Origin of the sequence: Candidatus Nitrotoga sp. 1052 (assembly GCF_927312905.1) — a bacterium.
GTDB lineage: Bacteria > Pseudomonadota > Gammaproteobacteria > Burkholderiales > Gallionellaceae > Nitrotoga.
On the sequence record NZ_CAKMHQ010000010.1, the window covers coordinates 24,945 to 49,123 of the forward strand.

The window sequence follows — 24,179 nt, forward strand, 5'->3', positions numbered from 1 at the left end:
GTTCCATAAAGTTGATTGGTTACTGAAATGGCTATAAATCTGAGCCTGGTTGCGCATTGAATTTTGACCCGTTATCAGCTTACCTCACGGGTTTAAGTTCGAAGTGCAACAACTAAAGGGCACTTCTACAAATTCAGATTTCGTCACAATACGTCGTTGCTCTCAAAAAATGTTTCCTTACATATCAATTATATGCTGCGTCAACATTTTTTATTCGCGCCTAGTCTTGTTTAGAACTCTGAATTTTTAGGGGTGCCCTAAAGGTGGCCTACTATAGCGCATAGTTTTTCCGAAGAATACTCTTTCAATTTCGCGTCGATTGTGGATGATCTGAGGCCCTGCGTTGCACTTGAAATCGATGTGAGCCAAAAATGTGGCGTTAGACACGAGCCCGGAAGGTTTCAAATACGAGACGTTACAACTCTTACCCGTGCATCTAGGCTTGCCTGCAGCCTCCTCAATGCGCCGCCGCTGCTCCTTCCACAACGCTGACGGACCGACTGCCACATCAAACAGCATGAGGTAATTTGGTAAGGCATCGTCAAGGATCGCAACAATGATGCGCGGTGCAGGGGTAGTCAGGTTCACTATCCGGTTGATGTAGCTGCGGTCTAATCCCAAGCGCTCGGCGATCTCCTTCTGCGACTTAATCTGCCTGACTTCAGCTTACCTCATAGGACTATTGTGGCAGCTAAAACAGCTAACCTGGTAACCTGCCGCCCAATTTTTGGTCCCAAAGGGCCCGGCATTGATGGTTTTCGCCACTTTGATTGCACTCAACGGCGTACCGGCACTGGTTGTACCGTGGCAATACGTGCAGCTTGGTGTTGTTGCGGTGCTGATTTTACTGGCTTTTTTATGCGCTTTAACCCAGGCATCGCCAGTTGTGTGCATACCATGCGGGCCACCATTGATAGTCGTCGGCACAGTGGTATGGCAAGCCTTACACTCGGCTATGGTCCCGGTATGCCCCTGGACAGCCAGACTCTGGGTATTGTCATCAACATGGCTGGATGGATATTCGGCATGAGTCGATCCGTGGCAAGCCTCACACTGTAAACCACCATGCCCTGTGCTAAAACGGTACAAATTCAAACCTGGCAATGGTGTATCGGCATTGGTGGCAAAAGTATGGTCGTTAGGCACGATTGCCACACCACTGGCATTAACGGCGGAGATTGCCCGTCTGTTAGGCGCGGCACTATTATGGCAAGACTCGCAAACCGGCTCATTATACCAACCTTGACGTGCTGGACTGCCCACTGCCGCCATATGGCCATGACAGCTTTGGCAACTCATTAATTTACCGCTGGTATCCACTGCTTTACTCATTGCGCCACGCAAACATTGGGTCTCTGAACCAGGATGGCACAAATAACAGGCCGTACGATCACCCTTGCTATCCAAGGTCAGCTGGGAGGACGGATCTTTTACTGTCGCATGTTTGGTATGCAAGACTTGAGTTAACGGTCTAATTCCCATCATGCCGCTCATCACTGATATCTTATTTTGCTTGTCGAAATAAGCGTTGCTGGTATGACAGCCCGCACATAATATTGGCTTGCCGGAATCTACTGTCGCCAACAAACCACTGGAGTTGTAGTTGCTTTTAATCAAGGCTGATTTGTAAATCGGATTGGACAATTGCTTTTCATCATGCAGGCGAAAAATGTTTCTCTTCCAGTCCTTATCAAGATTGGCATCGTTCACCCAACCCACAGCAGGCTTAGCCGCAATTTCAGCAGGATTAGTTGAAACAGTTGACGTATGACAGGCTTTACAAGTCATTTCATCGCTCACTGGCAGCACCGTGATGCTGGTCGCTAATTGTTTGCCAGTCAAATCTTTAGCCACAACTTTGACAGTCGGGTAGAAATTCTTTTTACCCTTATCATCAAAAGGCGTAATAGGGATGCCTTCCGCTTCAAACCAGCGATATTCCGCGTTATAAGTCATTGGGGCAGGAACCAAAGAAGGTGTTGCATTCCCGGGTGCGGGATTACCAGTGGCAAGACCATCCAAGTTGAGCCCAATATTATTGGCAGGATTTAGGCCAACTAATCTGCCAACCCAATCCCAGAAATTAGTCTTGGTGTGGCTATAGGTATTGATTGAGCCGGTACTATCTGCCACGGCTTCATAAGTCAGCGTGACCCCGCTGCTGACCAACTTGCCTGATTTATCCTTCAGCTGGGCATGGAGCGTGTTATACGGCGGTAAAATAGCGAACACAGAAAAATCCAGGCCATCCATACAGTGCATACCCAGGTCATTCCACGCCAACAACGTGTAATTACCATTACCGGCTACTGGGGAAACAGAGTTTGCGAGGATAGAAACCGGCAAGGTCAGGGTTGTCTTGCTGTCTTTAATGATAATGGTCGTAGATCCAACCGAAATACCCTTCACAATGGCTGTGCCGCTGGAGTAGCTTAAAGTCGCCACGGATTTATTGGCAGTACTTGCGGTTATTGTGCCGGAAGCATTAGTGACAGTGATACCCGTCGTAGCGCCCACTTTCATCGTGATCGAGGCAGGGCTAACAGTCAATGACGAAGACGGGCTATGCTGATCGTTCTGGGCAAACACATGAGTAAACGTAAATAATGCGTAAAGAAACACAAAAAAACGAAATACTGGGATATGGAAATTCATAATAACCTCTCTCATGTATTGGGGATCAGAAGCATCCAGCAATATTGTTCAGATCATTCTATAACAATATGATTGGTAATTGGAAATTGTGGACCCATTTCAAGATGTCAGAAGGATTGTGGTATTTCCGCCAAGGAATATGTCTGAAATTAAATTTGTGAATCGGTCATTAAAAAATTCAAATCAATATCCAACGCCAGTCAGCATCTCAAAGCTGACGTGACCTTCGAACAACTGGATGCACAAGCAGCATAGTTGAGCGGAAATGAGGCCACCTTTCTCGTGATAACTTCATTTCCAGCTCAGCCAGCGGCTTCTGATTCTTGCCTACTTCTCCCAACTTGCAGGCGAGTAGCATCAATCCACTTATTCAGCGTTAAGTACGGTACCGCACCGACCAGGTTTAGTATTTTGCGCATTATTCACATTGGAGTTCCAGCCATATCGGCAATCATTTTTCAGGAGATTATTATGAACAAAGATCAAGTTAAAGGTCGTATTGAAGAAATCAAAGGTAAAGTTAAAGAAGTCACAGGTAAAATCACAGATGACAAGGATCTGGAAGTAGAAGGGAAGATTCAAAAAAACATTGGTAAAGTCCAATCTGGCTTTGGTGATCTTAAGAATGATCTTAAGAATGATTTTGAGAAAGGCAGCTGAAGCGAATATGGCGCAGATGCATGAACAAGATTAATGACCGAGTGCATGGCAACAGACATTATCTTAAATAAAATTGGTTACTGGAGATGAATTATGAGTGACGAAGATAGTAGTGCCTATGGGATAAACAAAAACAACGATTCTGGACCTGGCCCTCAATTGATGGGGGCAGATACGCTCATTGGAAACGACGTCTATAATCAAGCAGATGAAGATTTGGGTGACATCAAGGAAATCATGCTGGACATGGAGAGCGGCAAAATTGCTTATGCAGTATTGTCCTATGGAGGTGTTCTTGGTATAGGAGAAAAGCTTTTCGCGGTGCCATGGGGTGCATTGACACTAGACACGAAAAACAAGCGTTTCATACTTAATGTCGAGAAAGATAGACTCGAAAATGCGCCGGGATTTGATAAGGACAAGTGGCCCGATAAAGCACACCCGTCTTGGACGTATGAAGCATAGCAATCGTGATTTGATCTAATACCGCACTTGCAAAAGCAGAAGTTACGATTCTGATAATCGTACGTCCAACAACAAAACTGTTGGCGAACACTGCAAGCCGAATGGATTGCAGTTGTATTGTTCATTCGATGACTGGCCATTTTAAAGTGGAATGAGAACGAGCAGAGGGAAGGTTTCTTTATCATCATCGCCCGTTCAATTTTCATTGAAGATGGCTGGTCAATTTTCAGTGCTCGCCAACACTCTCCTCTTCATTTAACGTGAAATAACGTGAAAGAAATCCCATTTTAGGCGAGCAAAAAGCTGGCTATCGAAAGCTATAAGATATTGAAAATATTCGGATGAAACTGGTTTCGTAAGACCCTCTGTCGATGCCGATTTCCATCGGCAGTATGGCTGCTCCGATCAGATCTACGCCAAGCACGGTTTGCAGCAAGACAGTTTGTTGTGCTCGTCCATCAATTCCTCAAGCAATCGAGCATCAAGGTTAGCATTGCATCTTCCATGTCGATCACGCATACCTTGCGTCATGATCGATTCAGAACTTCAGCCGCTCAGAATCATTTCTCGTTGGAAATTCGATCCGCTTTAAAACTTATTTCATATTGGATAATGCTAAGTCTTGCATCTCATTAAACATGAGAATACAATTACGAACTATTATCACTTGCAGTATTAGATAGATTAAAGCATGAGCAAGCTGGGTATTGCTTCGCTGATGGTATCGATAAGTGCAAAATTATGCTTGATCGAATTAAGCATTCGCAGTGATGCCGTGTTTTGCATGGGGACGAGCTGCTCATTCAGCATCTGGATAAGCGTACCGTTTGGATGTACCAGTTTTAAGTATGTGGCACCGAATTTTCCCGCCGCCAGTAATGCATTACGTACCAGACATTTTTTATTTGATATTAATTATTATTTTGGAAAGGCAATAATGTATACACATAACCGCAAATGTATTACTACCTTGGCGCGAAAACATGCTGGCATCCAAACTCGATGCAACCATCGCCAAACTAAGCTCGCCATCGCAATGAATAGCGCGTTAATCTGCTTTGGAGTAGCCACTATTAGTTTATCGGGTGCTGCAGTTGCGCAGTCAAACATTGTTGCCAGCACTGCCGTGCAGACATACAACGTTTCCGCGGGTTCGTTGAAAACTGCACTTATTCTTTTTGTAAAACAGGCAGGCGTTAAAGTCTTCGCTGATCCTGCCGTACTCAGCGAAAAAACGACACAAGGACTCCAGGGAAATTACACTGCTCAGGATGGACTGAACCACTTGCTTGTCGGTAGTGGCCTGCAAGCAGTGCCTCAGGATAAGGGGTATCTTGTCCAGAAATTACAGATAGCTCAATCAGACATTGGTCAAACGGAAAAAGAATCAACGCTGCCAACGATTACGGTGTCGGCAAAAAGTAGCTCTGGATACACCGTACCAAAAATCTCCACTGCAACCAAGACCAATACTCCTTTAATTGACGTTCCGCAGTCTGTTTCGGTTGTTACGCAGGAAGCGATCAAGGATCAGAACGTTCAGAGCATGTCCGACGCGGTGCGCTATGTTCCGGGTATGGGTATTTCTCAAGGGGAAGGTAACCGCGATGCCCTGGTTTTTCGCGGTAATCGCTCCACAGGAGACTTTTTCGTTGACGGCATACGCGACGACGTCCAGTATTATCGCGACATTTACAACATAGAAAGGGTCGAAGTTTTGAAAGGCCCCAATGGAATGATTTTTGGTCGGGGCGGTTCCGGTGGGGTAATTAACCGGGTTCAGAAAGAGGCGGACTGGATTCCGGTCCGGGAAATCAATGCCCAGATTGGTTCATGGAATGCAAAACGTGTTGCTCTCGACGTTGGCCAGGGCATGAACGAAGTTTCCGCAGTCCGGCTGAATGCCATGTATGAAGATTCGGGGAGCTTCCGTGACGGCGTAAATTTGAAGAGATATGGAATTAACCCGACCGTTACGATCCTGCCTTCGGACAAGACCAAGGTGGTGTTGAATGTGGAGTATTTCAAGGATGAGCGTACAGCTGACCGCGGTATCCCTTCCTATCAGGGGAAGCCATTTATCACCAACCGGTCAACCTTTTTTGGTGATCCTGAACGCAGCAATTCGGACACCGAGCTAAAGGCAGCCAATGCGCTGATCGAGCACAAGTTTGATAACCAGGTACTGCTCCGCAACCGTACACGTTATGCTACGCAAGACAAATTTTACATGAACGTGTTCCCATCAGGTGCGGTCAATGCTGCGGGAACCCAAGTGGCGGTTGGCGCATATACTGATACGACCAATCGAGACAATTTCTTCAACCAGACGGACCTGTTGTATACCTTGAATGCAGGAAATATGAAACACGATCTGGTGGCTGGCCTTGAATTGGGCCACCAGTCAACGGATAATGTTCGCGCTACTGGACTTTTTAATGGAACTGCCACTTCAGTTAATGTTCCCGTTACCAATCCCATTACCCATGCTCCGATCACATTCACGAATCGGCCAGCAGATGCGAATAACAATAGTACCTTAAAACAAATATCGGTTTATGTACAAGACCAGATTACCCTCATGCCTAAATTACAGGCGATTCTAGGCTTGCGCCACGATTCGTACGATGTGGATTTTCGCAAGAATAATGCAACTCCTCCTCAAGATTTAAACAGTAAGGATAATTTCTGGTCCCCAAGAGCCGGCCTGGTTTACAAGCCAGTCGATAACGTATCCATTTATGGCAGCTATAGTCTGGCGTATGTGCCCAGATCCGGGGAACAGCTTACTTCGCTTACGGTGACCACTGCGACACTGGAACCGGAGAAATTTAAGAATATTGAAGTCGGGGCTAAGTGGGATATACATCCAAACCTGGCTTTGACCAGTGCCCTGTTTCAGCTGGATCGTACCAACGTGATTGTCCCCGATCCGAATAATGCAGCCGCCTCTATTTTAGCCGATGGCCAGCGGAACAAGGGTTTTGAATTGGGTCTGGCCGGCCGGATTACCCCGGCCTGGAGCGTGATGGGGGGATACACCTACCAGGATGGGACCATCACCAGCACGCAATCTTCTACCATTAAGGCAGGTTCCGTTTTAGCAGAACTTCCAAAAAATACTTTTTCGCTGTGGAATCGGTATGACTTCAATGCAATGTGGGGTGCCGGGCTGGGTGTGATCAGCCGTGACAAGATGTACACGTCTACAGACAATACTGTTTACTTGCCGGGCTTCATTCGGGTGGATGCGGCAGTGTATGCCAAGATTGATAAAAATCTGCGGGCCCAGTTGAATATCGAAAACCTGTTTGATACTAATTATTACTCTTCCGCCCACAATAACAACAATATCTCACCAGGTTCACCATTAGCTGCAAGGGTGTCACTGATAGCTAATTTCTAGATTTGCCAGGTAAATAAAACATGTGTCAGTCCCCGCCGAACAGGCGGGGCGCTTTTATAATTGAGAGGATTTTTTCCTCATTCTGACTTTCTTCAGAGACTCACTATTGCCGAACGACATCAATATCGACCACTTCTGCATGCGAAGAGATGGTTATAAGCGCGATCGTCAACAGGTTTCATGATTTCTTCTCGTCAGGTTACTTGATAATTGACCTGCTCGTGCGCAATCGTAGCGCATTCCCAATCACCGATACCGAGCTGAAGCTCATCGCCAGCGCAGCAATCATGGGAGACAACAGCCACCCTGTCAGCGGGTACAAAATACCGGCGGCAATGGGTATGCCCATCGCGTTATAGAAAAAGGCAAACATCAGGTTCTGCTTCATATTGCTCACCGTGGCATCTGACAGAGCACGCGCCACCGCGATGCCGCGCAAGTCTCCCTTGATCAAGGTGACCTGGGCGCTGTTCATCGCCACATCGGTGCCCGTGCCCATCGCGATACCGATATCCGCCTTTGCAAGTGCCGGGGCATCATTGATGCCGTCGCCCGCCATGGCCACCACACGTCCTTCTTTTTGAAGTTGCTCCACCAGCATCAGCTTGTCGGCTGGCTTGACCCCGCCATGCACTTCGGTAATCCCTAACCGGGTGCCGATTGCCTTGGCGGTGGTCAGCCCGTCGCCTGTGGCCATGATGATGCGCAGTCCGGAGGCTTTGAGTGCCGTTAGCGCCTCCAGGGTACTGTTCTTGATCGGATCAGATACTGCGAGCAGTCCCGCAAGCTGACCATCAATTGCAAGGTGCATCACGCTGGCGCCTTCTGTACGCAGGGCTTCGGCCTGCGGAACCATGCCGTCTACCAGCACACCGATCTGCTGCATCATGGCGGTATTGCCGAGGGCGAGTTGGTGCCCCGCAACCTGTCCCCGCACGCCGATACCCGAAATTGATTCAAAGGTATCGGGCTTGTCCAGCGTCATTCCACTCTCACGGGCTGCGCGCACAATGGCATCAGCCAGCGGGTGCTCACTGCCTTGGTCCAGACTCGCGGCCAGACGCAGCACCTCGTCAGCGCCAAAGCCCTGTGCCGGGATCGCCCGGTCGAATGCAGGTCGGCCTTCGGTCAGCGTGCCGGTTTTGTCGACGATCAGAGTGTCGATCTTGCGCAGGTTCTCGATTGCAGCCGCGTCCCGGAACAGCACGCCCTGCGTCGCGCCTCGCCCAGTGGCCACCATGATCGACATCGGCGTGGCCAAGCCCAAGGCGCAAGGACAGGCAATGATCAGAACCGACACGGCATTGATCAAGCCGTATACCCAGCGCGGCTCGGGCCCGAACAGCCCCCAGCCGAAGAAAGTAAGCAGTGCAACCGTCACCACCGAGACCACGAAATAGCCTGCCACCACGTCGGCCATACGCTGCATCGGGGCCCGGGAGCGCTGGGCTTGAGCGACCATCTGGACGATTTGCGCCAGCATGGTGCCCGATCCGACGCGCTCGGACCGCATCACCAGCGCTCCATTGGTGTTGAGTGTTGCGCCGGTTACCTTGTCGCCCACACGCTTGGTCACGGGTAGCGGTTCGCCGGTGAGCATGGACTCGTCGACCGCGCTACTGCCTTCGATCACTACGCCATCAACGGGTACTTTCTCACCAGGACGAATGCGCAAAATATCCCCCACATGCACATGCGTCAGCTGTATGTCTTCCTCGGTCCCATCGGCGCGGATACGGCGAGCGGTCTTGGGTGCCAGGCCGAGCAGGGATTTGATCGCGGCAGACGTCTGCGAGCGGGCTTTCAGTTCCAGAACCTGGCCCAGCAGAGTCAGAGAGATGATCACGGCTGCCGCTTCGAAGTAAACCGCCACGCGGCCCATTGAGACGAACGAGGCCGGAAATGCCTGGGGCGCAATTGTGGCCACCACGCTGTAGACGAAGGCTGCACCAGTCCCCAAGCCTATCAGCGTCCACATGTTCGGGCTGCGATTGACCACTGACTGCCATCCGCGCAAGAAAAACGGCCAGCCCGCCCACAGCGCAATGGGCATCGTCAGCACCATTTCGACCCAGCTTTGGGTAGCCATATCCATCCACTGTAGCCGATGGCCGAACATGGCCAGCACAAAGACGATGCCTGTCAGCGGCAGCGTCCACCAGAACCGTCGCTGGAAGTCGCGCAGCTCAGGGTTGTCATCCTCGTCGAGACTGGGCAACTCAGGTTCCAACGCCATGCCGCATTTGGGGCAACTGCCCGGATGATCCTGACGCACCTCAGGATGCATCGGGCAGGTGTAAATCATGCCCGCTGCGGCCGGCAGGTCTTGTTGCGGGGGCGACTTGGGTTCGAGGAAGTGGCCAGGGTTCGCACTGAACTTGATTTTGCAATGCGGGCTGCAGAAGTAGTAGAGTTGGCCTTCGTGCTGATATCGATGTTCAGATTGCTCTGTGACGGACATGCCACAAACCGGGTCTTTCAGGGGTTGATGTTCAGCTGGCATGGCAGTGTTCCCGTTGTTTGCAAGTTCGTGATGAGTGTGTTCGGGCGGATGCGCCGGGTGCGTGTGAGGGTTCATATCGGTCAAGCTCCTAAATTTGGCTTTTATTATAGGGCACTTCTAAAAATCAAATTTTGCGAGCAGCCGCTTTGCGTCTTGCCTGCTTACCCCGTTTCGTCACAATACGGCGTTACTCGAAAAAATATCGCTTACACAACCTCATGCTGGCGGCCAGACGCCCGAAGTTCGTCCGCAGTGAGCGCAAAGTAACATAATGGGCAGTAGCATGACACCTCAACTAGCTTTCTGGATGCCCGCGCACAATACTGTTCAAAGGGTATCGCAGGCCGGGATGGCGGAACGGCTGGGGCGAATGAATTGGCAGCTTGCTAACCTGCGGGATGATCTGACTGGCGAGGTGTAAATTTGTTTCGCAAAATTAGGGTTTCTGGCCGTTCGTTATGACGATTCGATCCCTCGTCTTTGTCCAATATTGTCCATGTGGTAAAGTAACTGCCATCCGTGCTTGGCACGGCAAACCCAAGAAACAAGCCCATAAATCTTTCCGGCCGCAATCATCCGCTGTGAACTGATGAACGAAGCGGAGCGAAAGCGATAATGGACCAAGCAACTCATAACAAGATCGTCTCTTTCATCTGGGGCATCGCCGACGATGTGCTTCGCGACCTTTTCCGGCGGGGTAAGTACCCCGATGTAATCCTGCCCATGTTCGTCATTCGGCGCATGGATGCGGTGCTTGAACCGACCAAACAGGCGGTGCTCGACACCAAGAAAATGCTCGACGAGGCGCGCATCACAGAGCAGCGCGCTGCGCTTGCCGCTGCTGCGGGGCAATCCTTCTACAACACCTCGCGCTTTACCTTGCGCGATCTGAAGTCGCGTGGAAGCCAGCAGCAGTTGCTCGCAGATTTCGAAGACTATCTCAACGGCTTCTCGCCCAACGTCCAGGACATACTGGAGAACTTCAAATTCCGCAACCAGCTCACTACACTCTCCAAGGCAGACGCGCTTGGCACGCTGATCAACAAATTTCTTGATCCCGAAATCGACCTTTCGCCTGCGGGCATCGACAACCATTCAATGGGCACTGTCTTCGAAGAACTGGTCCGCAAATTCAACGAGGACAACAATGAGGAGGCGGGCGAGCACTGGACGCCGCGCGACGCAGTTCGGCTGATGGCAAACCTCGTGTTCCAGCCGATCGAGGCAGAGCTTAAATCCGGCACCTATCTGCTCTATGACTGTGCTTGCGGCACCGGCGGCATGCTCACCGTGGCAGAGGAAACGCTCATGGCAATCGCCGCGAAGCGCGACCAGCAGATCTCCACACTCCTCTACGGTCAGGAAATAAACCCCGAGACCTACGCCGTCTGCAAGGCGGACATGCTAATCAAAGGCGAGGGCGAGAGCGCCGACCACATCGTCGGCGGCGCGGAATGGTCCACGCTTGCGCATGACGCTTTCCCGGCGCAAGAGTTCGATTTCATGCTCGCCAACCCGCCCTACGGCAAGGGCTGGAAGAAAGACCTCGAAGCAATGGGCGGCAAAGACGGTATGCGCGATCCGCGTTTCAAGGTGGTGCATCAGGGCGAGGAACTCTCACTCGTCACCCGCTCCAGCGATGGCCAGATGCTCTTCCTCGCCAACATGGCGTCGAAGATGAACCACCGCTCTGCGCTGGGCAGCCGTATTGCCGAGGTACATAACGGCAGCTCACTGTTCACCGGCGACGCAGGGCAGGGCGAGAGCAACATCCGCCGCTGGCTCATCGAGAACGACTGGCTTGAAGCCATCGTCGCGCTGCCGCTCAACCTTTTCTACAACACCGGCATCGCTACTTACGTCTGGGTACTGTCGAATAGAAAGCCCGCACATCGCAAGGGCCGGGTGCAGCTCATCGACGCAAGCCAGTGGTTCAAACCGCTGCGCAAGAACCTTGGCAAGAAAAACTGTGAGCTATCACCCGACGATATCGAACGTATTAGCCGCACCTTCCTCGATTTCAAGGAAATGCCCGAGTCGAAGATATTCCCCAACGCCGCCTTCGGTTACTGGAAGGTCACGGTCGAGCGACCGCTACGCCTGCATAGCCAACTCTCGCTCAAAACTATCGAGACGCTGCGTTTTGCCTCCGGCGACGAAGACTTGCGCGCTGCACTCTTTGATGAGTTCGGCGACGACATCTTCACCCATTTCGCCAAGGTTTCCGCCGCGCTAGAAACGCGCCTTGCCGACTGGGGTAGCGATGAGGACGAGGGCGACGAAGAAGAAGGCGGCAGCGCCAAGAAGGGCCTGCCCGAGAAGAAGAAAAAGAAACTGCTCGATGCCAAGACCTGGGAGCGCGACGCCCGGCTCGTCGAAATGGCGATGGCATTGCGTGAAGCGCTGGGCAACAAGCTCTTTGAGGACCACAACATCTTCCGAGATCGCATAGACGCCGCGCTCAAGAAGGCGGGCATCAAGCTCCCCGCAGCCGACCTTAAGCAGATACTGAAGGCTGTGAGCTGGCGTGTCGAGACAGCGCCGCCGGTCATCGCCAAGGTACATAAACCCGGCAAGACCAAGGCCGACCCGCTGAATGGCCTGTACGAGGCGACTGTGGATGGCAAGGCCATGATTGTCGAATACGAGCCCGACTCCGACTTGCGCGACACCGAGCAGGTGCCATTGCTGGAAGAAGGCGGCATCGAAGCCTTCATCCGCCGTGAAGTGCTGCCCTACACGCCTGATGCGTGGATCAAGCAGGACGCCACCAAAATCGGCTACGAGGTGAGCTTCACCCGCCACTTCTATAAGCCGCAGCCGCTACGCACGCTGGAAGAAATTCGCGCCGATATTCTGGCCGTGGAGAAAGAGGCGGAAGGTCTGCTGAGTGAAATTGTTGGAGGAGACTCACAGTGAATGCTGTAACCACTTTCCCAGAAGGTCAGATTGAGGCTCTTGCGCGATTGCTCGGCGAATGCGGATCGGGTACAGACATCTCTCGCGTTCTGAGTGATCGTGGTCTAGTAGATGCATCGGGTGAGTCCACGAAGTGGCGCCGTCTGTATAGGGTGTTTCTTGAATCCCAGAGGCAATATCACTGTGCGAATCGCGTACTCGACTTCATACAATCTTTTTTGATCCCCGCTCGCTTCGTTGGGCGGAGCGCGGAGTTCGAAGCGCATCGACAGGAGCTCAATATGATCCTGTCCTTTTCCGGTCTTGAATATGGCAGTGATGGGAAGTTCCGGCAACATGAAGCAGTACAAACACTTGATGAAGCCGAGAGGCGTGTTCGAACCATCCGTGCCAAGTTCCAAGGCAGGAGTATGCACCACGAGGTGTTGAAATACTGTCGATCCGAGCTACTCCAGGACAACTACTTTCACGCAGTTTTTGAAGCCAGCAAGGGGCTCGCTCAGCGAATTCGCGACCTATCTGGGATTCAGAGTGACGGTGCTGCACTGGTTGACCGGGTCTTTTCGATTGAGCGACCCGTCCTCGCCATCAATACGTTGCAAACTGAAACAGAAAAGACGGAGCACAAAGGCTTCGCGGCACTGCTAAAAGGATGCTTCGGAGCCGTTCGAAATCCCCTCGCGCACGAACCGAAGATTCTATGGGATGGTGAAGACGATGCTGCGGATTATCTTTCGCTGATCTCTCTTCTGCACCGGAAGCTGGATTGCTGTACGCCAACAAAGTTGGAGCCCAGATGATCTCCGACCTTAAACCGTATTTGGAATACAAGGATTCGGGTTTGCCTTGGTTGGGGCGGGTGCCGGGGCATTGGGATGTACTCCCACATCGTGCTTTGTTTGAAGAAGTAAAAGAGCGCGAGCAACCGAACGAACAAATGCTTTCCGTGACAATTACACGCGGAATAATCAAGCAGCGGGATTTGCTGGCGGGTAGTTCGAAGAAAGACAGTTCAAAATTGGACAAGTCGGCATACAAGCTGGTTTGTCCGGGCGATATTGCCTACAACAAAATGCGGGCTTGGCAGGGCGCTATTGGCGTGTCGGCTCTACGCGGCATCATCAGCCCTGCTTATGTCGTGCAGCGTTTGCGAGATGCGCATAACCCGCGCTATTTCCACCACCTGTTCCGCACACCGGGTTTTGCCAAGGAGGCTGAGAGCTGGTCTTACGGCATCACTTCGGACATGTGGAGCCTGCGCCCCGAGCATTTCAAAGCCATCTATTCGCCACTTCCTCCTGACGAAGAACAAGCCGTCATCGTACGTTTCCTCGACCACGCCACACATCGGCTGGACAAGGCGATATGGGCCAAGCGCAAGACCATCGCGCTGTTAAATGAACAGAAGCAGGCCATCATCCACCGCGCCGCCACGCGCGGTCTTGATTCCGATGTGCCGCTCAAGGATTCCGGTATTCCCTGGCTGGGGCAGATTCCGGCGCATTGGAAGGTGATGCCGCTAAAACGAACATGCAGCCTAGTTCGTGACGGCACGCATCTACCGCCAGCTCGGACGATGACAGGTTACCCTCTGCTGAGCGTGAGAAACATGATGGGTGGTCGCCTTGTTCGAAGGGCGGATGACAGCTTCATCTCGAAGGCAGATTTCGAGCAGCTGAACTCTTCGTTCGTCGTGCGACCAAATGATGTGTTGATGGCGATCGTAGGTGCGACGCTCGGGAAAGTTGCGGTCGTAGATGACATCGGTCCTTTTCAGATCCAGCGCAGCGTGTCGATTCTCCGGCCGCGCTCTGAACTCATGTCGCACGCATTCTTGGTGACGTTCCTTCGAAGCCCAAGATTGCAGCAGCACCTGTGGCAATCAGTGGCGTTCTCCGCTCAACCTGGGATTTACCTTGGTTTTGTGGCCAACATTCCCGTGCCAGTGCCGCCGACCATCGCCGAGCAAGTTTCCATTTGCGATAGTCTGCAACGAGAACTCTCGCCGATTGACACTGCAATTTCTCGCATCGAACGCGAGATCGAACTCTTGCGCGAATACCGAACCCGCCTGATCGCCGATGTGGTCACCGGCAAGCTCGACGTGCGCAAGGCCGCTGCGCGTCTGCCGGAGTTAGAGTGCGCACCAGCCGATGAGCCTGTTCTTGCGGAGATGGAAGAAGCAGGCGATGAATTGGCGGAGGACAATGCGTAATGACTGCACCAGCCCAACCCAAGCTCTATCACATCACCCATGTGGACAACCTGCCAGCCATTCTGGTGGCGGGTGGTCTCTGCTCGGATGCGGCGATGATTGCGCGGGGCGGGCCGACTGCCAGCATAGGCATGAGCACCATCAAACAACGGCGGCTGGGGTTGCCGGTAAAATGCCATCCCGGCGATCACGTGGGCGACTATGTGCCCTTTTACTTTTGCCCGCGCTCGATCATGCTGTACTTGATCTACTGCGCGAATCATCCAGACATGACCTATAAAGGCGGGCAGGCGCCTATCCTGCATCTTGAGGCAAACCTGCATGAAGTGGTTCAATGGGGCATACAGCAGGGTCGGCGCTGGGCTTTTACCCTCTCTAATGCCGGGGCGTTTTACACCGAGTTCCGCAACGATTTGGGACAACTTAACGAGGTGGATTGGGCAGCGGTGGCTGCGCCCGATTTTCGCGATGCGCAAGTGAAAGAAGGCAAGCAGGCTGAATTCCTGCTGCAGGAGTTTTTCCCTTGGCATCTGGTGCGGCGCATCGGGGTGTTTGATGCTACGGTCTATGGTAAGGTTACCAACGCAACACAAAATGCTGCGCACCGCCCTGCGGTGGAAGTGCGGCGCGAATGGTATTTTTGAATGGGGAGAATGCGATGATTCGCTATACAACAGGCGACATTTTGAAGGCTGAAGCCGAGGCGCTGGTCAACACGGTCAACTGTGTGGGGATCATGGGGCGCGGCATTGCGCTTCAGTTCAAGGAAATATTCCCGGCTAATTTCAAGGCTTATGCCGCTGCCTGCAAGCGCGAGGAAGTGCAACCGGGACGGATGTTTGTGTTTGATACCGGAGAACTGACTTTCCCCCGTTACGTGGTTAACTTCCCCACTAAACGGCACTGGCGCGGCAAAAGTCGGGTCGAGGATATCGAAGCCGGACTGGTGGCTTTGGTGAATGAAGTGCGGGCGCGTGGTATTCGCTCCATTGCCATTCCGCCGCTGGGCAGCGGCTTGGGTGGGTTGGATTGGAGCCAGGTCAGGCCACTGATCGAGCGTGCCTTCGCGGCATTGCCAGAAGTGGAGGTGCAGATATTCGAACCAGATGGCGCACCTGCCGATAGCCGCGCCAACCGCTCGACCGAGGTGCCGAAGATCACCGCCGGGCGGGCGGCGCTGGTAGCGCTGATGCGCCGCTATCTGGGGGCGTTGCTGGACCCGAGCATCAGCCTGCTCGAGGTGCACAAGTTGATGTATTTTCTGCAAGCGGCGGGTGAGCCGCTGCGCCTGCGTTATGTGAAAGCGCCCTATGGCCCCTATGCCGAGAACCTACGCCATGTGCTGCGGGAAGTCGAAGGCCATCTGGTCAGCGGATATGACGATGGCGGTGATGCCCCGGATAAGCCGTTATCTCTGGTACCCGGCGCCGTGGAGGAAGCAGAGCAGTTCTTGAATGCTCATGCTGCCACACACACACGGCTCGACCGCACAGCAGCACTGGTGGAAGGCTTTGAGACTCCCTACGGACTTGAATTGTTGTCCACAGTGCATTGGGTGGCAACCCGGGAAGGTGCTGCAAGCATCCCCGAAATTACCGGGGCTGTTCACCGCTGGAGCACACGCAAGCATCAGTTTACAGCAAGCCAGATCAGCCTGGCAGCGGAACGGTTACGTGAGCAGGGATGGTTGGCTGAAGCTGCTTGACTTTTACTTGATGGGTACTTGATGAATCGGCAATCTTAATCAGGAAAAAACAAATTCATGGTTGCAAAACAAACAGTTGCCTAATTGACGGGTAATTGACAGGGAGCACTTGGATGACCACGGACACCAGCGAAAAAGGGCTCGAAACGCTCATCATGCGCCACATGACCGGCACGGATGGCCTCGTCGTCATGCCGAATAGGGCCACCGAGGCGCCAGCACCCTACGGCGGCACCGGCTACTTTGCAGGCAGCGCAAAGGACTATGACTGCGCTCACGCGCTCGACGTGTCGCAACTCTTCGCTTTCCTGCGTGTCACCCAGCCCGATGCCTTCAAGAAGCTGGAGATGGTCGACGCTAATGACACCAAAGACATCAACCGCATCAAGTTTCTAACACGGCTCTCGTCCGAGATCGGCAAGCGCGGCGTCATTGATGTACTGCGCAAGGGCATCGAGCACCACCCTGCCGGACATTTTGATCTTTTCTACGGCACCCCCTCGGAGGGCAACGCCAAAGCAGAGGCATTGCACGCGCAGAACCGATTTTCGATTACGCGCCAGTTCGCCTACAGCAACGATGAGACACGCCGCTCCCTCGATCTGGGCCTGTTCATCAACGGCCTTCCCCTCGTCACCTTCGAGTTGAAGAACAGCCTCACCAAGCAAACCGTCGAGGACGCGGTGGAGCAGTACCGCCGCGACCGCGACCCGCGCGAGAAGCTCTTTGAGTTTGGCCGTTGCGTGGTGCACTTCGCGGTGGACGACAGCGAAGTAAAAATGTGTACCGAGCTTAAGGGCAAAGGTTCGTGGTTTTTGCCTTTCAACAAGGGCTACAACGATGGCGCGGGCAATCCGCTCAACCCGTATGGACTTAAGACCGATTACCTGTGGAAAGAGGTGCTCACACCGGCGGGATTGACCGACATTCTCGAGAATTACGCCCAGATCGTCGAGACGAAGAATGCGAAGACCGGCAAGAAGAAACGCAGCCAGGTGTTTCCCCGCTACCATCAGCTCGGCGTGGTGCGGCAGGCGTTGGATGATGTGTGCACCAATGGTGCTGGCAAGCGTTATCTGGTTCAGCACTCGGCGGGTAGCGGTAAGTCGAACTCCATCGCGTGGCTTGCACACCAGCTCATTGGCGTGAAGCGCTGCGGCAAGGAGGTATTCGACTCGGTGATCGTCGTCACCGACCGGCGCATCCTCGACGACCAAATTCAGAAGACCATTAAGCAGTTCATGCAGGTGGGCGCGACGGTGGGTCACGCCGAGCACTCGGGTGATCTGCGCAAGTTTATTCAGGAGGGCAAGAAGATCATCGTTACGACGGTGCAGAAGTTCCCCTTTATCCTCGACGAGATTGCCACCGAGGGCGGCAAGACCTTCGCTATTGTCATCGACGAGGCGCATTCGAGCCAGGGCGGCAAGACTTCGGCGGCGATGAGCAAGGCGCTGGGCGATACGGCGGAGGGCGAGGATGAGGAGAGTGACCCAGAAGATACGGTGAATGAAGCACTCGAGAAACGTATGGCGGCGCGCAAGATGCTGACTAACGCCAGCTACTTTGCCTTCACCGCCACGCCAAAGAATAAGACATTGGAGATGTTCGGCGAGCCGCTGCCGCCCGATGCCAAGGGCAAGATCAAGCACAAACCCTTCCACAGCTACACCATGAAGCAGGCGGTCGAGGAGCGTTTCATCCTCGACGTGCTCAAGACCTACACGCCGGTGGACAGTTACTACAAGCTAGTCAAAAAGATCGAGAGCGACCCAGAGTTCGACACCAAGAAGGCGAAGCAAAAGCTGCGCCGCTATGTGGAGAGTCACGACCACGCGATCCGGCTCAAGGCCGAGATCATGGTGGATCACTTTCACGAGCAGGTGCTCGCGGCGGGCAAGATTGGCGGACAGGCACGGGCGATGGTGGTGTCCAGTGGTATCGAGCGCGCGATCCAGTATTACCAAGCTTTCAAGGATTATCTCGTTGAGCGCAAGAGTCCGTATCAGGCCATCGTCGCCTTCTCTGGCGAGTACGAGTACGGCGGGGTCAAGGTGAGCGAGAAATCGATCAACGGGTTCTCGAGCGGCGACATCGCCGACAAGATTCAGGAGGACCCATATCGCTTCCTGATCTGCGCCGATAAATTCCAGACCGGCTACGACGAGCCGCTGTTGCATACGATGTACGTGGACAAGCCACTCTCCGGCATCAAGGCGGTGCAAACATTGTCGCGGATCAACAGGGCGCACCCGCAGAAGCATGACTGCTTCGTGCTCGACTTCCAGAACAACAGCGAGGCGATCACCTTCGCCTTCCAGGACTACTACCGCACGACGCTGCTCGCGGAAGAGACTGACCCCAACAAGTTGCATGACCTGAAGGCCGCACTCGATAGTGCGCAAGTGTACTCACCGGCGCAGGTGCAGCAGTTGGTTAGGTTGTTTCTCGATGGTGCCGACCGCGACAAGCTCGACCCGATTCTTGATGCGTGCGTGTCGGTTTACACAGATACGCTAGACGAGGATCAGCAGGTAGAATTCAAGGGCAAGGCGAAGGTGTTCTGCCGAACCTACGATTTCCTCGCTTCGGTAATGCCTTACACCAACCCCGAGTGGGAGAAACTCTCGATCCTGCTCAACCTGCTCACGCCCAAGCTGCCCGCGCCGAATGAAGAAGACCTCGCCAAGGGCATTTTGGAAGCCATTGACATGGACAGCTACCGCGTCGAGAAAAAGACGGTCATGAAGATTGCGCTGGCGGATGCAAATGCCGAGATTGAACCCGTCCCGACGGATAACGGAGGCGGCAAAGGCCAGCCCGAGCTCGACCGTCTGAGCAACATCCTCAAAACTTTCAACGAACACTTCGGCACGCTGTTCACCGACGCCGACCATGTTGCGAAGCGCATCCGCGACGACATCGCGCCCAAGGTCGCAGCCGACAAAGCCTACCAGAACGCCAAGGAGAATACGCCGCACACCGCGCGCATGGCCCACGACCAGGCGCTGGGCAAGGTGATGCAACTACTTCTCAAGGATGACACGCAGGTATACAAACAATTTGTCGAGAACGAGTCATTCAGACGCTTCGTCGGGGATATGGTGTATGAGCTCACGACTTAGTGACGATGAGAGAGTGGCTCGGGGTTGCAGCAGCTCGGCGCTACGCTCTGCTATTGAGCGTAATCGTTAGCTTTCGCGCCGACATAGCTCAAGGCAAGGGCCGATCATTTGGGCTTTGGTGGGTTTACGGTGTAGCGTGGTGCGGAGGGCGAGGATTTATACCTGTGTCAATTCAGGCGATAATATCAATTTAATTTTTATCGGTTCTAATCCTTTAGCGTGCAGTTTACACAATAAAAAACGGATATCAAAGCGCATTGACGGGCTTCAAGCCCATACAGAACAAAAGGATAGTAGCAATATGATGCTTATGCTTAGCAATGATGATGGTTATTTTTCACCTGGCTTGGCTTGCCTTGCGGAAACGCTGTCTACTATTGCCGAAATAATAGTGGTGGCGCCAGAGCGCGACCGCAGCGGGGCAAGCAATTCTCTGACGCTGGATCGCCCGCTCAATTTACGCCGTGCAGCCAATGGTTTTTATTATGTAAACGGAACGCCAACCGACTGCGTGCATTTGGCGGTTACCGGGATGCTGGATAGTCAACCGGATATGGTTATTTCCGGCATTAATGCGGGTGCCAACATGGGTGACGATACAATTTATTCAGGCACAGTGGCAGCTGCCACGGAAGGCTTTTTGCTGGGCATTCCGGCCATTGCCGTATCGCTGGTGGGCAGAAAGTTGGCGCATTACGATACTGCGGCACGTGTGGTGGCTGATCTGGTGCAGCAATTTAAAAAGCGTACCCATCCTCTTCCATGGTTGCTCAACGTGAATGTGCCAGACATTCCCTACGAGCAATTGCAGGGCCGCCAGGTGACCCGCCTGGGCAAGCGCCATAAGGCCGAGCCGGTGGTAAAGAGTACCAATCCGCACGGTGAGACTGTGTACTGGGTCGGCGCGGCCGGCAAGGCGCAGGATGCGGGTGCGGGCACGGATTTTTATGCCATTGCTCAGCACCGTGTATCAATTACGCCGTTACAGATGGATTTGACGCAATATAGCCAGCTTGATGCGGTAGGAACCTGGCTGGCAGGTGACGCCGCATGAGCGGACGCCATAGTGGCATTGGCATGACCTCGCAGCGCACACGCGGGCGGTTGATAGAGCGGTTGCGTGCGCAGGGGATTGAAGATGAGGTTGTGCTGGCTGCAATGAATGCAGTGCCGCGCCACGTATTTATCGACGAAGCGCTGGCCAGCCGTGCCTATGACGATGTATCGTTGCCGCTGGGTTTTGGTCAGACCATTTCGCAACCTTACATTGTGGCGCGCATGATCGAAATTCTGCGAAATGGCAGGGCACTGAACCGCGTGCTGGAAGTGGGTACCGGTTGCGGTTATCAGGCTGCGGTGCTAGCGCAGGTGGCGCATGAGGTATATTCGGTGGAACGCGTGCAGCCTTTGTATGAGCGCGCGGCAGGCTACATGAAAGAATTGCAGGTAAAAAATGTTACTTTGCGTTATGCGGACGGCAACATTGGTTTGCCAGCAGTCGCACCGTTTGATGGCATCATTATGGCGGCAGCAGCTACGCATGTATCACAGGCATTGCTGGAACAGCTAGCCGTGGGTGGTAGAATGGTGTTGCCATTGGGCGCACAGGAACAGTTTTTATGCCTGATTGAGCGTGGGGCACAGGGCTACCGTGAAACTCGCCTGGAGGCGGTGAAATTCGTGCCACTATTGATGGGGAAAGTATGATACTTAAAAAATTCACTTTTCGATTACAGTCCATAGCTATTGCAGTTATTGCCGCAGCGCTGGTGGCAGGCTGCTCTTCCAGCGGGTCTCATGCGCCTGTAGTGGAACGTGGAGCAGAACACGAAATAGAACGCGGAGCAAAATTGAAAAAACCGGCTGCACCGGTAGCTGTGCCAGCCATGAAAGCTGTGTCACGCGATAAAGACGGGCGTCCGCAAGTTTACACAGTACAAAAAGGCGATACTTTGTATAGCATAGCCTTCAACTATGGTCTGGATTATCGCGAAATTGCTGAACTGAACAGCATTCATAATCATGGCATTATCCAAGTTGGCAAGGAATTACGCTTGCCCTCTGCCAGCGCTTCGACCGTGGGTAAAACTATGGTTGAAAGTAAGCCTCTGGAGATTCCCGTCAAGAGTCAACCTAAGGTGGCCAAGCTGCCGTATACCGAGCAGGCTGTGGCACAGATTGAAAAAATGCAGGAAGACCAGCAAAAATCTGAACCCGTGATGGTGGCCAAAGTTCAGGCTAAACCCGAAATCAGACCCGAGGCCAAGATTGATGGTATTACCGATGACGATGGCAGTTCGTTGGAGTGGAGTATGCCAACATCTGGAACGTTAATAAGCGAATTTTCTGAAAGCGCCAGCCGCAAGGGAATCGATATTGCCGGCAAACTGGGCCAGGCGATAGTTGCCAGTTCGGCGGGAAAGGTCGTATATAGTGGCAGTGGCCTGCGCGGATATGGCAAGCTGGTCATCATCAAGCATAACAAGACTTATCTCAGCGCTTACGCCCATAACGACCAGTTGCTGGTAAAGGAAGGGCAGAACGTAAACAGAGGGCAGAAGATCGCAGAGATGGGCAACACTGACACCGATCAGGTCAGCCTGCACTTCGAGATACGCCGCTTTGGCAAGCCAGTTGATCCTGCCAAATATCTGCCACTCGTAAAGTCTTGAGCAACACTGGTCTTGATGTAACCGACCACAGCCGCGACAGCGCGGGGTTGCGCTATGTCTATCCCGTGGTGTCGCGGCGGGCGGGCGGGGTGTCAGTTGGCATCAATCTCAATACCAATAATGCCTGCAATTGGCGCTGCATATATTGCCAGGTGCCGGAACTCAAGCGCGGCGCAGCTCCGCGGGTTGATCTGGCGCTGCTGGAGCAGGAGCTGCGTGGTTTCCTTCATGAGTTACTGCACGGTGATTTCATGCAGCGCCGAGTGCCGGAGGGCGCGCGGCGCATTAACGATATCGCCTTGTCCGGCAATGGTGAACCGACCAGTGCCAAAGAATTTGAGCAAGTTATATCACTCATCGGCAAGCTGCGACAAGAACTGGCGCTGCCCTCCCATATCAAACTGGTTCTCATCACCAATGGCAGCCTTATGCACCGCAAAAATGTGCAACAAGGTCTGCGCATGATGGCGCAACTTAATGGTGAAGTGTGGTTCAAGGTTGACCGTGCCAGCAAGGCTGGCATGCAGCGAATCAACAACACCCGCACGAGTCTGGTTAAGGTACGCGAGAACCTCGCCACCTCCATCGCGCTGTGCCCGACTTGGCTACAAACCTGCTGGTTCATGCTGGATGGCGAGCCGCCGGGCAAGCAGGACGAGGACGATTACCTGAATTTTCTGGCCACATTGCTGCATGACAATATCAAACCTGAAGGTGTGTTGCTTTACAGTTTGGCACGCCCCACGTTACAACCGGAAGCACCGCAACTGGCCGCGCTGTCAGAGCAGCAATTGGAAGCGTTCGCTACACGCATTCGAGCGTTAGGAGTAGAAACGAAGGTGGCAGCATGAGTAGGGGAAAAAAGTCTCCGACCGTGCAAGCTTTTTTCGATCCTGAAACCTGTACCGTTATATATGTCGCATATGAAGTGCAGTTATCGAGATCATTCAGCTTTTCAGATTTTTGGAAAAAATAAATCCGCTGCAATTAACTACACACTTAGAGAATGGCTTGCCTGCCTTTAGGTATAATCCGCGCCTCATTTATTTCTTGAACTCACCATGAGCATTTTGGTCTGGATTATTACCACCTGCATTGTAGGCGGCACGTTGAGCGTAGCATGTGCAGCATTGTTCGCGTTCAACAGCCGTACACAGAATTATCTTGGTGGGATGGTGAGCTATGCAATAGGTGCGTTGCTTGGAGCAGTATTTCTCAATATTTTGCCCGAGGCAATCAACCTAACCCCCAATGTAGCTATTTTGAGTGGTACGGTGTTGTTTGGCATTCTGTTGTTTTTCATCCTGGAAAAACTGGTGCTGTGGAGGCACTGCCACCATGAGCATTGCGAAGCGCATTTAACAATCAATACAGAGCATGGGTCTGACCATGGACGCAGTGGCATGATGATTATTATAGGTGACACTTTCCATAACTTTGTGGATGGCATCATCATAGCAGCGGCTTTTCTTACTGACGTGCATCTGGGCCTCGTCACGGCGCTGGCCATCATCGCACACGAGATTCCGCAGGAAGTGGGTGATTTCGCTATCCTGCTGCATTCTGGTTATAGCAAACTGCGTGCCTTTCAATTGAATTTGATATCCAGCTTCGCCTCTGTAGCAGGCGGCATACTTGGATACTTCACCTTGCAGACCATGCAGTCATGGATACCATCGTTGCTGGCGCTGGCAGCTGCGAGCATGATTTATGTTGCTGTGGCGGATCTGATACCCGGATTGCACAAGCGCGTGCAGTTACGCGATACCGTGCAGCAAGTGGTGCTGATTGTATCGGGCGTAGGGACAGTGTGGTTGATGAGCGTGTTATTGGTAGAGTAAAAAAACGTTCCCT

At 52.9% G+C, this 24,179-nt stretch carries 18 protein-coding genes and 1 pseudogene; 15 read left to right on the forward strand and 4 right to left on the reverse strand.

Annotated features, from left to right (window positions below; all coding sequences use genetic code 11):
* Positions 1-246: 246 nt before the first annotated feature.
* Positions 247-651: a helix-turn-helix domain-containing protein gene (locus tag MJ768_RS01740; protein WP_256449812.1), complete on the reverse strand. Its 405-nt coding sequence runs from the start codon at positions 649-651 to the stop codon at positions 247-249.
* A 15-nt stretch (positions 652-666) separates the two neighbouring features.
* A complete protein-coding gene (locus tag MJ768_RS01745) occupies positions 667-2,655 on the reverse strand; it encodes a hypothetical protein (RefSeq protein WP_239287580.1) in 1,989 nt (662 codons plus the stop codon).
* Between the two features lie 471 nt (positions 2,656-3,126).
* On the opposite strand from MJ768_RS01745, the gene MJ768_RS01750 reads away from it, so the two are divergent.
* Positions 3,127-3,315: a CsbD family protein gene (locus MJ768_RS01750; protein WP_239287581.1), complete on the forward strand. Its 189-nt coding sequence runs from the start codon at positions 3,127-3,129 to the stop codon at positions 3,313-3,315.
* A gap of 93 nt (positions 3,316-3,408) precedes the next feature.
* Positions 3,409-3,780 carry a PRC-barrel domain-containing protein gene (locus tag MJ768_RS01755; protein WP_239287582.1) on the forward strand — a complete coding sequence of 124 codons (372 nt, stop codon included), beginning with the start codon at positions 3,409-3,411 and terminating at the stop codon, positions 3,778-3,780.
* A gap of 355 nt (positions 3,781-4,135) precedes the next feature.
* Here MJ768_RS01755 and MJ768_RS15300 read toward each other — a convergent pair.
* Positions 4,136-4,272 (reverse strand): annotated as a pseudogene (locus MJ768_RS15300) (IS110 family transposase); the annotation flags it as partial.
* A gap of 445 nt (positions 4,273-4,717) precedes the next feature.
* Between MJ768_RS15300 and MJ768_RS01760 the strand changes: the two are divergent.
* Positions 4,718-7,186 (forward strand): TonB-dependent siderophore receptor, encoded by a 2,469-nt coding sequence (locus MJ768_RS01760; protein ID WP_239287583.1) that lies wholly within the window; start codon positions 4,718-4,720, stop codon positions 7,184-7,186.
* Between the two features lie 199 nt (positions 7,187-7,385).
* On the opposite strand, the gene MJ768_RS01765 is transcribed toward MJ768_RS01760, so the two are convergent.
* Positions 7,386-9,689 (reverse strand): heavy metal translocating P-type ATPase, encoded by a 2,304-nt coding sequence (locus MJ768_RS01765; RefSeq protein ID WP_239287634.1) that lies wholly within the window; start codon positions 9,687-9,689, stop codon positions 7,386-7,388.
* A gap of 283 nt (positions 9,690-9,972) precedes the next feature.
* Here MJ768_RS01765 and MJ768_RS01770 point away from each other — a divergent pair, with 283 nt between their 5' ends.
* The 12 genes from MJ768_RS01770 to MJ768_RS01825 all read left to right on the forward strand — a co-directional run bounded on the left by MJ768_RS01770 (position 9,973) and on the right by MJ768_RS01825 (position 24,166).
* Complete coding sequence (locus MJ768_RS01770) at positions 9,973-10,110, forward strand: hypothetical protein (RefSeq protein ID WP_239287585.1); 138 nt, start codon at positions 9,973-9,975, stop codon at positions 10,108-10,110.
* A 194-nt stretch (positions 10,111-10,304) separates the two neighbouring features.
* On the forward strand, positions 10,305-12,608 hold the full coding sequence (locus MJ768_RS01775) for a type I restriction-modification system subunit M (protein ID WP_239287586.1): 2,304 nt from the start codon (positions 10,305-10,307) through the stop codon (positions 12,606-12,608).
* The gene (locus tag MJ768_RS01780) at positions 12,605-13,408 is read left to right on the forward strand and encodes a TIGR02391 family protein (RefSeq protein WP_239287587.1); all 804 of its coding nucleotides are present in this window, start codon (positions 12,605-12,607) and stop codon (positions 13,406-13,408) included. Before MJ768_RS01775 ends, MJ768_RS01780 begins: the two co-directional genes overlap by 4 nt.
* Positions 13,405-14,823: a restriction endonuclease subunit S gene (locus tag MJ768_RS01785; RefSeq protein ID WP_239287588.1), complete on the forward strand. Its 1,419-nt coding sequence runs from the start codon at positions 13,405-13,407 to the stop codon at positions 14,821-14,823. Before MJ768_RS01780 ends, MJ768_RS01785 begins: the two co-directional genes overlap by 4 nt.
* Positions 14,823-15,467: a type II toxin-antitoxin system toxin DNA ADP-ribosyl transferase DarT gene (gene darT / locus MJ768_RS01790; protein WP_239287589.1), complete on the forward strand. Its 645-nt coding sequence runs from the start codon at positions 14,823-14,825 to the stop codon at positions 15,465-15,467. The genes MJ768_RS01785 and darT overlap by 1 nt, the downstream gene beginning before the upstream one ends.
* Positions 15,468-15,481: 14 nt before the next feature.
* Positions 15,482-16,528, forward strand: a complete 1,047-nt coding sequence (darG, locus tag MJ768_RS01795) for a type II toxin-antitoxin system antitoxin DNA ADP-ribosyl glycohydrolase DarG (RefSeq protein ID WP_239287590.1) — start codon at positions 15,482-15,484, stop codon at positions 16,526-16,528.
* Between the two features lie 113 nt (positions 16,529-16,641).
* Positions 16,642-19,653: a type I restriction endonuclease subunit R gene (locus MJ768_RS01800; protein WP_239287591.1), complete on the forward strand. Its 3,012-nt coding sequence runs from the start codon at positions 16,642-16,644 to the stop codon at positions 19,651-19,653.
* Between the two features lie 301 nt (positions 19,654-19,954).
* A complete protein-coding gene (gene surE, locus MJ768_RS01805) occupies positions 19,955-20,707 on the forward strand; it encodes a 5'/3'-nucleotidase SurE (RefSeq protein ID WP_239287592.1) in 753 nt (250 codons plus the stop codon).
* On the forward strand, positions 20,704-21,360 hold the full coding sequence (locus tag MJ768_RS01810; protein ID WP_239287593.1) for a protein-L-isoaspartate(D-aspartate) O-methyltransferase: 657 nt from the start codon (positions 20,704-20,706) through the stop codon (positions 21,358-21,360). The genes surE and MJ768_RS01810 overlap by 4 nt, the downstream gene beginning before the upstream one ends.
* Positions 21,357-22,325 (forward strand): peptidoglycan DD-metalloendopeptidase family protein, encoded by a 969-nt coding sequence (locus MJ768_RS01815; RefSeq protein ID WP_239287595.1) that lies wholly within the window; start codon positions 21,357-21,359, stop codon positions 22,323-22,325. The genes MJ768_RS01810 and MJ768_RS01815 overlap by 4 nt, the downstream gene beginning before the upstream one ends.
* Entirely contained in the window at positions 22,322-23,176 is an 855-nt protein-coding gene (locus MJ768_RS01820) for a radical SAM protein (protein ID WP_239287596.1), read from the forward strand. The genes MJ768_RS01815 and MJ768_RS01820 overlap by 4 nt, the downstream gene beginning before the upstream one ends.
* Positions 23,177-23,386: 210 nt before the next feature.
* On the forward strand, positions 23,387-24,166 hold the full coding sequence (locus tag MJ768_RS01825; protein WP_239287597.1) for a ZIP family metal transporter: 780 nt from the start codon (positions 23,387-23,389) through the stop codon (positions 24,164-24,166).
* Positions 24,167-24,179: the final 13 nt, after the last annotated feature.